Consider the following 12,463-nt stretch of genomic DNA (forward strand, 5'->3'; position numbering starts at 1 on the left):
GAGTTTTACGGAAACGGAGCGATAACAGATGTTCAAGCGAATAGCGATAGTCAACCGCGGCGAGGCGGCGGTCCGCCTGATTCGTGCGGTGCGCGAACTGAACGCCGAGCACAACTACGGCATCCGCACGATCGCACTGCACACCGAGGCGGAACGCCGCGCGATGTTCGTTCGGCAGGCCGACGAGGGTGTGTGCTTGCGCACAGTCAAGACCGGCACCGCCTACCTCGATCACGCCGAGCTGGCCCGCGCGCTGCGCGAGAGCAAGGCCGACGCCGTGTGGGTCGGCTGGGGCTTCGTCGCCGAGGATCCCGCGTTCGTCGAGGTTTGCGAGCAGCTCGGCATCACGTTCATCGGCCCGCCCGCCGAAGCGATGCGCCTGCTGGGCGACAAGGTGGAGGCCAAGCTCCTCGCGGAGAAGGTGGAGGTCCCGGTCGCGCCGTGGAGCGGCGGCCCCGTCGCCACCCGCGCCGACGCCCGCCGTCACGCCCAGGCCATCGGCTACCCGCTCATCATCAAGGCCCGCTCCGGTGGTGGTGGCCGCGGTATCCGCAAGGTGTGGTCCGAGGACGAACTCGAACTCGCGCTCGAACGCACCCAGGGTGAGGCCCAGCGGTCCTTCGGCGACCCCGTCGTGTTCATCGAACGACTGGTTACCGACGCACGCCACGTCGAGGTACAGGTAATTGCCGACAACTTCGGCAACGTCTGGGCTCCCGGTGTGCGCGACTGCTCCATCCAGCGCAAGAACCAGAAGGTCATCGAGGAGTCCAGCTCCCCGCTCCTCACCGCCGAGCAGTCGAACCACCTGCGCACCGTCTCCGCAGAGCTCGTGCGCGCCGCCGGCTACCGCGGCGCCGGCACGGTCGAGTACCTGTACCAGCCCGAGCAGAAGACGTTCACTTTCCTCGAGGTCAACACCCGCCTGCAGGTCGAGCACCCCATCACCGAGGCCACCACCGGCATCGACCTGGTGAAGCTGCAGATCCTCGTCGCGAGCGGTGAGCCGCTGGTCGGCGACTGCCCGCCCGAGTTCGGTCACGCCGTCGAGGCCCGCCTCAACGCGGAGGACGCCGCCAACGGCTTCGCTCCCGCGCCCGGCGCCGTGCAGCTGCTCAAGTTCCCGCTCGGCAGCGGTCTCCGCGTCGACACCGGCATCGCCCAGGGCGACGTCATCCCGCCCGACTACGACTCGATGGTCGCCAAGGTCATCGCCTGGGGTCGCGACCGCTCCGAGGCGCTCGCGCGTCTGCGCACCGCGCTCCGCGAGACCACGGTCGTGCTGCAGGGCGGCACCACCACCAAGTCGTTCCTGCTGGACCTGCTGGACCGCGAAGAGGTCATCTCGGCGTCCGCGGACACCGGCTGGCTGGACCGCACCGACGCAGGCAACTCCAACGTCCCGTCCCGGACCGCGGACGTCGCCCTGATCGCCGCCGCCATCGACGTCTACGACGCCGAGGAGAAGCTCGAGCGTGAGGCGTTCCTGTCGTCCGCTCGCGGTGGACGCCCCCGCGCCGGCCACGCCATCGGCCGCAAGGTGGAGCTCAGCTACCAGGGCCAGGCCTACGGACTCACTGTCACGCAGGTCGGCGCCCACACCTACCGCGTCGACGGGGACGCCCCCGAGACCGAGGTCGAGGTCGACCGCCTCAGCGAGTTCGAGAGCCGTCTGGTGATCGGCGACCGCCGCCACCACGTCGTCTCGGTCGCAGGCCGCGCCCAGTACCTCGTCGAGGTCGACGGCATCAGCCACCAGATCAGCCAGGACGAGGCCGGCGTCGTCCGCGCACCGGCTCCCGCAGTCGTGGTCGCGGTGCCCGTGTCCGTCGGCGACGAGGTCGAGGTCGGCGCCACGCTGGTCGTCCTCGAGAGCATGAAGATGGAGACCGCGGTCCGCGCCCCCGTCGCAGGCCGGGTGCGGGAAGTTCTCGCCATGGTCAACTCCCAGGTCGACGCCGGAACGGCACTGCTGCGCGTCGAGGAGAGCTCCGAGGAGTCCACCGCTCCGAAGTCGCCTCGCGTCGAATTCGATCTCGGTTCTCCCGCTTCGCACGGGAACACCCGGGCCGATGCCCTCGAGCAGATCGACGCACTCGCCGCACTGCTCACCGGTTACGACGTCAGCGCGAAGCGGGCCGGTGTTCTCCTCGCCGATTACGAGAAGCTGCGCGCCGAGATCGCCGGCGACCCGGATCTCGTGCAGGCGGAACTCGCCCTGCTGAACACGTTCGCGGACATCTGCGAGATCGGACGTAACCGTCCGACCGCAGCCGAGGAGGACGGTGACGAGCGCGTCCACAGCCCGCGCGAGCACTTCCACACCTACCTCCACACTCTCGACGTCGAGCTCGAAGGCCTGCCCGAGTCGTTCACGACCCGGCTGTCGCGGGCGCTGCGTCACTACGACGTCACCGACCTCGAGCGCACCGCAGAGCTGGAGGAGGCGGTCTACCGCCTGTTCCTCGCGCAGCAGCGCATGGACAACCAGGTTCCCGTCATCGCCGCCCTGCTCGATCGGTGGCTGAACGAAAAGAACGCTCCCGGCCGCGCACCCAGCGGACTCGGTGAGGTCCTGGACCGGCTGATCATCGCCACCCAGGTCCGCTACCCGGTGATCGGCAACGTCGCCCGCAACGTGCGGTTCCGGTTCTTCGACGAGCCGCAGATCCGCAAGGCCCGCGAGCAGGTCTACGACGGTGTCCGCGGCAGCCTCGAGTACCTCGCCGAGCGTCCCGACGCCGTCGACTACCAGGAACGCCTCGAGGCATTGGTCGCCACCCCGCAGTCGCTGACCGAGCTCCTCGGGCAGCGGATCGCACGCAAGAGCACCACCGTCGGGCCGCTGCTCGAGGTCGTCACCCGTCGCTACTACGACATCCGCACGCTCGAGAACGTCACGTCCTTCGACCGCAACGGACGGCGTTTCGTCACCGGCAACTTCGATCTGCTCGGCGAGCGCCTCAACCTGGTGTCGGCCGTCGCCGAGTACGCCGAACTGCCCGGTGCGCTCGACGAGATCGGTGCCGTCGCCTCGGAGAACCCCGAGAACCTCGTCCTCGACCTCTACCTGTCGTGGACCGCACCGCCCGCCGACCCGAACACGATGTCCGAGGACCTGCGGAAGGCGCTGACGGCGCTGCCGCTGGCCGCGACCTGCCGCCGGGTCACGGTGTCCGTCTTCGGCGGAACCGACGTGGACGTCCGCAAGTTCACGTACCGCCCGGACGCAGGTGTCCTCGCGGAAGAGAAGCTGATCCGGGACATGCACCCGCTCACCGGCCAGCGACTCGACCTGTGGCGCCTGAAGAACTTCGACGGCACCCGCCTCCCCGCGGTCGCCGACACGTTCCTGTTCAACCTGGTCTCGCGCGACAACCCCACCGACGAACGCCTCATCGCGCTCGCCGAGATCCGCGACATCACGCCGGTCCGCAACGAGGACGGCCAGGTCATCGGCGTTCCCGCCGCGGAACGCGTCCTGCAGTCGTGCCTCGACGGCATCCGCCGGGCGCAGGCCACGCGCGGCAGCAAGCGCAAGCTCGACGCCAACCGCGTCGTGCTGTACGTGTGGCCGAAGATCGACGTCCCGGTCGAGGACCTCGAGGCGTTCGCCCGGGTCGCGGCACCGCTCACCGCGGGCGCCGGACTCGAGGAGATCACCGTGATCGCCCGGCTCCAGGGCGAGCCCGGCACGGAGTCGCGGGAGAAGGCTCTGCGCTTCTCCTACCGCACCGGTGCCGGCGTGGTCGTCAAGGTCACCGAACCGCCGACCGAGCCGCTGCAGCCGCTCGACGCGTACACGCAGAAGGTCCGCAGCTCACGTGCCCGCGGCACCGTCTACCCGTACGAGCTGATCCCGCTGCTCACCGGCCGCGACGGCAGCTTCGTCGAGCACGACCTGGACGAGACGGGCCAGCTGGTTCCCGTCGAGCGTCCGTACGGTCAGAACAAGGCCGGCCTCGTCGTCGGTCTGGTCACCGCCCGCACCGACCGGCATCCCGAGGGAATGACCCGCGTCGCGCTCTTCGGTGACCCGACGAAGGCCCTCGGCACCGTCGCGGAAGCCGAGTGCGCCCGCCTCGTCGCCGGTGTGGACCTGGCCGAGAAGCTGGGTGTCCCGGTCGAGTGGTTCGCGCTGTCGTCCGGCGCGACGATCTCCATGGACAGCGGCACCGAGAACATGGACTGGGTGTCCCGCGGCCTGCGTCGCCTCATCACGTTCACGCAGAACGGTGGCGAGGTCAACGTGATCGTGGCCGGCATCAACGTCGGTGCGCAGCCGTACTGGAACGCCGAAGCCACGATGCTGATGCACACCAAGGGCATCCTCGTCATGACGCCGGACAGTGCCATGGTGCTCACCGGTAAGAACTCGCTCGACTACTCGGGTGGCGTCTCGGCCGAGGACAACTTCGGCATCGGTGGTTACGACCGCGTGATGGGCCCGAACGGTGAGGCGCAGTACTGGGCGCCGAACCTGCCCGCCGCGTGCGAGATCCTGTTCGCGCACTACGACCACGCGTACGTCGTTGCCGGAGAACGCTTCCCGCGTCGGGCGCAGACCAGCGACCCGATCGGGCGCGACGTGCGGTCCTTCCCGCACATCCACCCGTCCAGCGACTTCACCACGGTCGGCGACATCTTCTCCGCGGAGACGAACCCGGAACGCAAGAAGCCGTTCGACATTCGCACGGTGATGCGTTCGCTCGTCGACCAGGACCACGCGGTGCTGGAGCGGTGGGCCGACATGGCGGACGCCGACACGTCCGTCGTGTTCGACGCGCACCTCGGCGGTTACCCGGTGAGCGTCATCGGCATCGAGTCGCGGGCCATCGCCCGTAAGGGATGGTCGCCGGCCAACGGTCCCGACCAGTGGACCGCGGGAACGCTGTTCCCGCAGTCGTCGAAGAAGACGGCCCGGGCGATCAACGCCGCCAGCGGCAGCCGTCCGCTCGTGGTGCTGGCCAACCTGTCCGGCTTCGACGGTTCCCCGGACTCGCTGCGGCACATCCAGCTCGAGTACGGCGCCGAGATCGGCCGCGCCATCGTCAACTTCGACGGCCCGATCGTGTTCTGCGTCGTCTCCCGCTACCACGGTGGCGCGTTCGTGGTGTTCTCCGGAGCACTGAACGACAACATGGAGGTGCTGGCGGTCGAGGGTTCGTTCGCGTCGGTCCTCGGTGGTGCCCCCGCCGCGGCCGTGGTGTTCACCCGCGAGGTCAACTCTCGGGTGGCCGCCGACCCGTCGATCCGGGAGCTCGAGGCCAACCTGGCGGGCGCCCAGAACGACGCCCAGCAGGCTCACCTGAGGGTGGAGTTGGCGGCCCAGCAGGCTGCGGTGCGCAACGAGAAGCTCGGTGAGGTCGCGGCCGAGTTCGAGGCCGTGCACAACATCCAGCGGGCTCAGCGGGTCGGCTCCGTCGACGCCGTCATCCCGGCCGTCGAACTGCGTCCGTACATCATCGGTGCGGTCGAGCGCGGCATGCGCCGGGCGGTCGAAGCAGGCAAGTAGTCCCCACCCAAACGGCCGCGGCACCTACCGGTGTCGCGGCCGTTCGGCGTTTCCGCCACCGCGGGCGGGGAGTCCGCACCGGCCGCATTTCACCTGTTTCGGATGACGCGGGTGCCCCGGCCCGGTGCGATAGTCAGCGCAGAGTGAATTCGACTGTGAATGGAGCGCTGCAATGGACTCTTTCTGGGACTTTCTCTGGGTGATCATCGTCACCTTCGGCTTCGTGGCCTACCTGATCCTGTTGTTCTCCATCATCACCGACCTGTTCCGCGACCATAAGACGTCGGGCTGGGCGAAGGCCATCTGGATCATCTTCCTGTTCTTCATCCCGCTGCTGACCGCGCTGGTGTATCTCATCGTCAAGAGCGACGGCATGGCCCAGCGGTCGATGGCGGCCGCGCAGGAGGTGAAGCAGGCCCAGGACAGCTACATCCGTTCCGTGGCGGGCAAGTCCTCGGCCGAGCAGATCGCGGACGCGAAGGCCCTGCTCGATGCAGGCACCATCACACAGCAGGAGTACGAGACGCTGAAGGCCAAGGCGCTGGCCTGACCCCGCACCGTCACCGTCGAAGGCCCGCCCCGGTGCGGGCCTTCGTGCTGTCGGGGGTCAGTCCCGCACCCGTGCCGCGACGTCCCGGAACGCCTGCAGCACCGTGGCCACCGCGGGAACGTCGTCGGCTGCCGGCCGCCGGGCCAGTTCGTAGATCCGGGCCGCCCGCACCCCGGCGAGCGGCAGCTGCACCACCGTGCGGCTCGTCACCGCATGGCGGGCCAGCAGGGCCACGCCGTGACCGCCGGCGACGAGTTCCTCGATGACCCGGAAGTCGTTGATGCGCATCACCACATGCGGCTGCACACCGGTCGCGGCGGCCACCGACATCAGCACGTCGTCGACGGGGAACCCGCCGCGCACACTGATCCACCTCTCGTCCGCCAACTGGTCCGGGCGGACCGCATCCTGTCCGGCGAGCGGATGGCCGGGCGGCAGGATGAGGTCGATGGGTTCGCGCATCAACGGTTCGGCCGTCACCCGCGGCGAGGACGAGTCCGGGGCCCGCTCGTCGCGATGCGTCAGCACCACGTCGTAATCGGCGAGCAGGGTGGGCACCGCGGCGGCGGGCAGGTCCTCGTCGCGCGCCTGCACGTCCACCCCACTGCCTTCGAGCGCGTCCAGCAGTCCGGGCAGCAGCAGCGCGGCGCCGGACGGGAACAGCGCCACCCGCACCCGCCCGCGCGGCGAACCGCGGTAGGCGCTCATCTCCGCCGCCGCACGGTCCAGGGCGGCCACGACGTCGTCGGCGCGGACGACGAGCGCCTGACCGGCATCCGTGAGCCGCAACCGGCGGCCGGCGGGTTCGAGCAGGGTCACCCCGGCCTCCCGCGACAGGATCTTGAGCTGCTGCGACACCGCCGACGGCGTCATCGACAACGCCTGCGCGGTCGCCGCCACCGTCCCACGGTCCGCCAGTTCGCGCAGCACGCGCAACCGGGTCGCATCCATGTAGCAAAACTACATTGATAGTGCACTTTAATGCGCTTGTCCTGATCATTTCCGGCCCTCACGATGGAATGCATGACCTCCCGCGACCGGCTGCTCGGACTCACCGTCGTCGTCCTGTGGGGGCTCAACTTCCTCGCCATTCGCGCGGGCCTCGATCACTTCCCACCGTTCTTCTTCGCCGCGCTGCGATTCTTCGTCATCGCGATCCCGGTGATCCTGTTCGTTCCCCGGCCACAGGTCCCGCTGAAGTGGCTGCTGGTGTACGGCCTCGGGTTCGGCGTCGGCCAGTTCGCCTTCCTGTTCTGGGCCATGCACGTCGGCATGCCCACCGGGCTGGCATCGCTGGTCCTGCAGTCGTCCGCACCGTTCACCGTGGTCCTCGGCGCGGTCCTGCTGCGGGAGCGACTGCGGCCGGCACAGGTGTGCGGACTACTGGTGGCGATAGCCGGAATGACCCTCATCGGCTGGGACCGCGCCCAGCACGCCGCGCTGCTGCCGGTGGCCCTGACGCTGCTCGCGGGACTGTCGTGGGCGGTGGGCAACATCGGCAACCGCAAGGCCGCGTCGGACCAGCCGATGCGCCTGATGCTGTGGATGTGCGTCATTCCGCCGCTGCCGATGCTGGTGCTGTCGCTCGGCGTGGAGGGACCGTCCGCGGGCTGGAACTCCCTGACGTCGTCGCTGGAGGGCACCGGCCCGCTCGCGCTCGCGGGCCTCGCCTACATCGTGATTCTCGGCACGGTCGCGGGCTCGGGTCTGTGGACGGCACTGCTCAGCCGCTACCCCGCCGGGATGGTCGCACCGTTCTCCCTGCTGGTTCCGATCGTCGGGATCGGGGCGTCCTGGCTGGTGCTGCACGAGGAGCCGAGCGTCCTGTCGCTGATCGGCGGGGCCGTCGTCATCGCCGGTGCCGCCGCCACCCAGGTGAGTGGCAGGGTGCGTCCGAGCACACTTTCGCACTCACCTGCCCCCGCGCGAGTCGGCGTCTGACCGGACCCTGTGCAAAACTCGCGGAGTGAGTACTGGAACTGGGATCACGACGCGCGGCAAGCTCGCCCTGCGCGCAGCGGCGGCGGCCTCGTGGGCGTCGCAGAAGGCGGGCCGGGGCAAGGGCTCGATGATCGGCGGACTGATCGCCCTGAAGATCGACCCGACACTGATGGAGCAGCTCGGCGCAGGCCGGCGCACCGCGGTGATCACCGGCACCAACGGCAAGTCCACCACCACCCGGATGACCGCGGCGGCGCTCTCCACCCTCGGTGAGGTCGCGACGCAGGCGGATGGCGCCAACATGGACGCCGGCATCGTCGCGGCGCTCAGCACCCGCGTCCACGCGCCCCTCGCCGCCCTCGAGGTCGACGAACTCCACGTCCCGCACGTCTCCGACGCGGTCAACCCCGAGGCCCTGGTGCTGCTCAACCTCAGCCGCGACCAACTCGACCGGGTCGGCGAGATCAACATGATCGAACGCAAACTCCGCGCCTGCGTCGCCGCGCACCCGGAGGCCGTTGTGATCGCCAACTGCGACGACGTCCTCGTCACCTCGGTGGCCTACGACGCGAAGAACGTCGTCTGGGTCGCCGCGGGCGGCGGATGGGCCAGCGACGCCGCCAGCTGTCCGCGCACCGGTGAACCCATCGTCTGGGAGGGCTCGCACTGGCGCAGCACGGGTTCGGACTTCGCGCGCCCGACCCCCGACTGGTGGCTGGACGACGAAAACCTGTACGGGCCCGACGGTCTGAAGATCCCGATGACACTCGCCCTGCCCGGGCGCGCCAACCGCGGCAACGCCGCGCAGGCCGTCGCCGCGGCGGTCGCGATGGGCGCGAAGGCGGAGGACGCCGTCGCCGCGGCAGCCACCGTCCAGGAGGTCGCGGGCCGCTACAGCACCGTCGAGGTCGGGTCGCACTCCGTGCACATGCTGCTCGCCAAGAATCCCGCCGGCTGGCAGGAAGCGCTGTCGATGATCGACCCCACCGTCGACGGACTCGTGATCGCCGTCAACGGGCAGGTTCCCGACGGCGAGGACCTGTCCTGGTTGTGGGACGTGCGGTTCGAGCACTTCGAGGGCGTCAAGGTGGTGGCGGCCGGCGAACGCGGCACCGACCTGGCCGTCCGTCTCACGTACGCCGGCGTCGAGCACACGCTCGACCCGAACCCGTTGCGGGCCATCGCGTCCTGCCCGCCCGGACGCGTCGAGGTGCTCGCCAACTACACCGCCTTCCGCGACCTGAACACCGCCATCGCGAAGGAGGCGCGCAATGCCTGACTCGACCGTACGCATCGGCCTGGTGCTGCCCGACGTGATGGGCACCTACGGCGACGGCGGCAACGCCCTGATCCTCCGGCAGCGACTGCGCATGCGCGGATACGACGCGGAGATCGTCGAGATCACGCTGAACGACCCGGTCCCGGAGTCCCTCGACGTGTACACGCTCGGTGGGGCCGAGGACTCGGCGCAGCGCCTCGCCACCCGGCACCTCGCCAAGTACCCCGGACTGCAGAAGGCCGCCGAACGCGGCGCCCCCGTCCTGGCGATCTGCGCCGCGATCCAGGTGCTCGGCAACTGGTACGAGACGTCGAGCGGCGAACGCGTCGAGGGTGTCTCGATGCTCGACGTCACCACGTCCCCGCAGGCGACCCGTTCCATCGGTGAAGTGATCACGACACCACGGATGGACGGGTTGACGCAGCCGCTCACGGGGTTCGAAAACCACCGCGGCGGAACCACACTCGGCGCCGACGCCCGCGGTCTCGCCCGGGTCACGCACGGCGTCGGCAACGGCGTCGGGGACGGACTCGAAGGCGTCGTCCAGGGTTCCGTGATCGGCACGTACATGCACGGACCCGCGCTCGCCCGCAACCCCGAACTCGCCGACCTGCTCCTGAAGCGGGCGCTGGGCGTCGACGAACTCGCCCCGCTCGACCTGCCGGAGGTCGCGCAGTTGCGCCGGGAGCGCCTGCGCGTCTGAGCACGTGAGTGGCAAAGCGTCGTCCCGTACTCTTTCTCACTCACCTCCGCAGGTGAGTGAGAAAGAGTGGCCGGGCACTCTTTCTCACTCACGTGGGCAGGCCGGACAGCGGCGCGACCTATCGGCCCATCCTTCGCGGACCAACACCCGGCGCACTTCCTCGAATACACCGCAGGGGTCGCGGGTCGTCTCCTCCCACCCGTAGACCAACCGTGGACGGTCGGCCAGCTCCGCCGCGTTGTCGCGCCGACGGTCACGGAAGCGGGACTGTTGCGCGCTGTGATACTGCTGCCCGTCGAGCCGGACGATCAGCGGCACACCCATGGGGCTGTAATCGACGTCCTCGTACAGAATCCGGCCGTCCACGACGTGCGGCATCTGACGTTTCCCGCTCGGCAGCCCGTGCGCCCGTTCGACGTCGAGTGCGTAACGATGTTCGAGGGCCGATTGAACGCCGTCGCCGAGCAGCGTCACGGCGTCGGCGATGTCGGTCGCGTACCGGTGTGGACGCCGGACCTCGAGTTTCCGCCGGAGCACCTCGACGTGGACCTTGCCACTCGTGGCGGCCTCGATGAACCGGAGGGCCGCCTCCCGCGGGGTGGCCTCGGACACCGCGAGGTCGATCACCGTGTCGGCCAACGACGTCCGTGGCAGGCGGAACGGGACCGAGATGTGCTCGAATGCGCGGGACCGATGGACCACGACGCCACCATGAACGAGTGCGTTGCCGACCGAGGTGGGGCGCGGACCGCCGGGTGAGCGGACCGTCGGCCCCTGATTCACCGCCGAGCAGTTGTAGGGGACGGTGATGTGGACCGGCGCCGACGGGTCGTCGACGCGGAGCAGTCCCCATTCCTCGGCCGCGGTCCGGTGACTCAGGATCGCCCGGCCGCCGTACAGGAGTGCGGCGGAGAGGGCCATGGGACGGGTGAGCGGACCGTTGGTGACCGCGATGACGCGCGGCAGCACCCGCAGCCACTGGCCGGACACCACACGATGTCGGAGTGCGGTGGCACTGACGCCGTGCGCCCGGAGCTGTGCCGTGGTGACGACGCCGTCCTGGGCGTCGAGAATGGTCTGCCATGAGTCGTGTTCCATGCCCGGAACGGTGTCGGCCCGCCCCGACAGGAACCGCCCCTTCCCACCATTTTTTCCACAGCCTGTGGATAACCCATGTGAGTGAGAATGCGCCCCCGGGCGCACTGTCATGTCTCAGGACTTGGAGGACAGATATGTCTCAGGACTTTGAGGACAGTTTCTGGTAACGCGTGGTCCTGTCGAGTGTAAGAGTGCGGACGGTCGTGTCGTCGATCATCACGACGACACGATCGCCCTGCCAGTAGAGGGTCGCGGTGGTGTTCTTGTGTCGGCGGCCGAGGATGATCGAGAGTCCGTCGAACTGGATCACGCCGGTGCTCGAGACGGGGCGGGTGGTGCATCCCGATCGTGCCGCCGGCCCGGGTTTGGGGTGGGCGGGATGTGTTGCGTCCCAGCGTTGGTTCGGGGTCATGCCGTCGATGCCCTGGTGGCGCCTGTTGTTGTAGAGCTGCCGGTAGGTGTCGAGTTGGGACTGCAGCTCGATCAGGGTCGCCGCCGGTGGCTGCTTGGCCAGCCATTTCCGCAGGGTCTGATGGGCGCGTTCGTTCTTGCCGCAGGTCTGCGGGTGCCGGACCGAGGACGCGATCGTCACGGTCCCGAGGGCGGCGAGGTGGCGTTCGACCTCGGACATCCCGCCCCGGCGTTTCCCGGAGAAGGCGAGCCCGTTGTCGGAGAGTAGGTGCACCGGTACCCCGTGCCCGTCCATCGCCCGTTGCAGTGCCGCCCACGCGTCGGCGGAGGTTTCGGCCCGGGCGGCATACGAGCACACGTCCAGACGCGAGTGGTCGTCGAGAATCTGCAGGATGCACACCACGGTGCCGTCGGCGAGATAGTGCTCGAGGCCGTCGATCTGCCAGCACCCGTTGGGGGTGGAGTACTCGAAACTGCGGCGTGAACGGGGTTTCTTGCGTGGCTGAGGAACGATCTGGCCACACTCTTTCAGTACCCGGTACACCGTCGAGCGCGACGGGGTCGGGTCGAGGCCTTGGGCTTCGAGGCGCCACACGATCGAGATCGGGCCGTTGTCGAAGCCCTCGTCGTCGAGTTCCTTGCGGGCACGGACGATGGCCTCACGCACCTCGGGTCCGGTACTGGTGGGGCTGTGGTGTGGTCGGGTCGAGCGGGTGGTGAACGCTGCGGCGCCCTCGGTGCGGAACCTGCCCACCAGGACGTAGAAGGTATTGCGGGAGATGCCCTGCTCTCGGCACAGGCGGGACACGTTCACCCGTGCCCCGCCTGCGACCGCCGAGACCGCGGCCACGATGTCCGGATTCATCGAAAACCCTTTTCCACCCATGCCCGATTGTCACGGGCACGGGTCGTCAGTGTCCTCGATGTCCTGAGACATCAACTGTCCTGCATGTCCTGAACTCAGAC

At 69.0% G+C, this 12,463-nt stretch carries 8 protein-coding genes; 5 read left to right on the forward strand and 3 right to left on the reverse strand.

Annotated features, from left to right (window positions below; all coding sequences use genetic code 11):
* Positions 1 to 28: 28 nt before the first annotated feature.
* Together AC1D1G_RS09840 and AC1D1G_RS09845 are read left to right on the forward strand one after the other, a co-directional pair.
* The gene (locus AC1D1G_RS09840) at positions 29 to 5,515 is read left to right on the forward strand and encodes an ATP-binding protein (RefSeq protein WP_283332746.1); all 5,487 of its coding nucleotides are present in this window, start codon (positions 29 to 31) and stop codon (positions 5,513 to 5,515) included.
* A gap of 172 nt (positions 5,516 to 5,687) precedes the next feature.
* On the forward strand, positions 5,688 to 6,065 hold the full coding sequence (locus tag AC1D1G_RS09845) for an SHOCT domain-containing protein (protein WP_005253383.1): 378 nt from the start codon (positions 5,688 to 5,690) through the stop codon (positions 6,063 to 6,065).
* A gap of 57 nt (positions 6,066 to 6,122) precedes the next feature.
* Here AC1D1G_RS09845 and AC1D1G_RS09850 read toward each other — a convergent pair whose 3' ends face one another.
* Positions 6,123 to 7,016 (reverse strand): LysR family transcriptional regulator, encoded by an 894-nt coding sequence (locus AC1D1G_RS09850; protein WP_005253382.1) that lies wholly within the window; start codon positions 7,014 to 7,016, stop codon positions 6,123 to 6,125.
* Between the two features lie 72 nt (positions 7,017 to 7,088).
* Between AC1D1G_RS09850 and AC1D1G_RS09855 the strand changes: the two genes are divergently transcribed.
* From AC1D1G_RS09855 to AC1D1G_RS09865, 3 genes are read left to right on the forward strand one after another with little or no spacing between them, the layout of a single operon-like run.
* The gene (locus AC1D1G_RS09855) at positions 7,089 to 8,006 is read left to right on the forward strand and encodes an EamA family transporter (protein WP_477951873.1); all 918 of its coding nucleotides are present in this window, start codon (positions 7,089 to 7,091) and stop codon (positions 8,004 to 8,006) included.
* 25 nt (positions 8,007 to 8,031) lie between these two features.
* Positions 8,032 to 9,285, forward strand: a complete 1,254-nt coding sequence (locus tag AC1D1G_RS09860) for a Mur ligase family protein (protein ID WP_005253380.1) — start codon at positions 8,032 to 8,034, stop codon at positions 9,283 to 9,285.
* The gene (locus AC1D1G_RS09865) at positions 9,278 to 9,988 is read left to right on the forward strand and encodes a type 1 glutamine amidotransferase (protein WP_009477273.1); all 711 of its coding nucleotides are present in this window, start codon (positions 9,278 to 9,280) and stop codon (positions 9,986 to 9,988) included. Before AC1D1G_RS09860 ends, AC1D1G_RS09865 begins: the two co-directional genes overlap by 8 nt.
* 84 nt (positions 9,989 to 10,072) lie before the next feature.
* On the opposite strand, the gene AC1D1G_RS09870 is transcribed toward AC1D1G_RS09865, so the two are convergent.
* Both AC1D1G_RS09870 and AC1D1G_RS09875 read right to left on the reverse strand, forming a co-directional pair.
* Positions 10,073 to 11,086 (reverse strand): type IV toxin-antitoxin system AbiEi family antitoxin domain-containing protein, encoded by a 1,014-nt coding sequence (locus tag AC1D1G_RS09870; RefSeq protein WP_283332743.1) that lies wholly within the window; start codon positions 11,084 to 11,086, stop codon positions 10,073 to 10,075.
* Between the two features lie 139 nt (positions 11,087 to 11,225).
* Positions 11,226 to 12,362: an integrase core domain-containing protein gene (locus tag AC1D1G_RS09875; protein ID WP_317571965.1), complete on the reverse strand. Its 1,137-nt coding sequence runs from the start codon at positions 12,360 to 12,362 to the stop codon at positions 11,226 to 11,228.
* Positions 12,363 to 12,463: the final 101 nt, after the last annotated feature.

It is taken from the genome of Rhodococcus sp. P3_B8 (assembly GCF_056402775.1).

Coding starts and splice junctions, on each gene's coding strand:
- AC1D1G_RS09855 (WP_477951873.1), top strand. CDS start 7,089: ATGACCTCCCGCGACCGGCTGCTCGGACTCACCGTCGTCGTCCTGTGG.
- AC1D1G_RS09870 (WP_283332743.1), bottom strand. CDS start 11,086: ATGGAACACGACTCATGGCAGACCATTCTCGACGCCCAGGACGGCGTC.
- AC1D1G_RS09840 (WP_283332746.1), top strand. CDS start 29: ATGTTCAAGCGAATAGCGATAGTCAACCGCGGCGAGGCGGCGGTCCGC.
- AC1D1G_RS09850 (WP_005253382.1), bottom strand. CDS start 7,016: ATGGATGCGACCCGGTTGCGCGTGCTGCGCGAACTGGCGGACCGTGGG.
- AC1D1G_RS09845 (WP_005253383.1), top strand. CDS start 5,688: ATGGACTCTTTCTGGGACTTTCTCTGGGTGATCATCGTCACCTTCGGC.
- AC1D1G_RS09865 (WP_009477273.1), top strand. CDS start 9,278: ATGCCTGACTCGACCGTACGCATCGGCCTGGTGCTGCCCGACGTGATG.
- AC1D1G_RS09875 (WP_317571965.1), bottom strand. CDS start 12,362: ATGAATCCGGACATCGTGGCCGCGGTCTCGGCGGTCGCAGGCGGGGCA.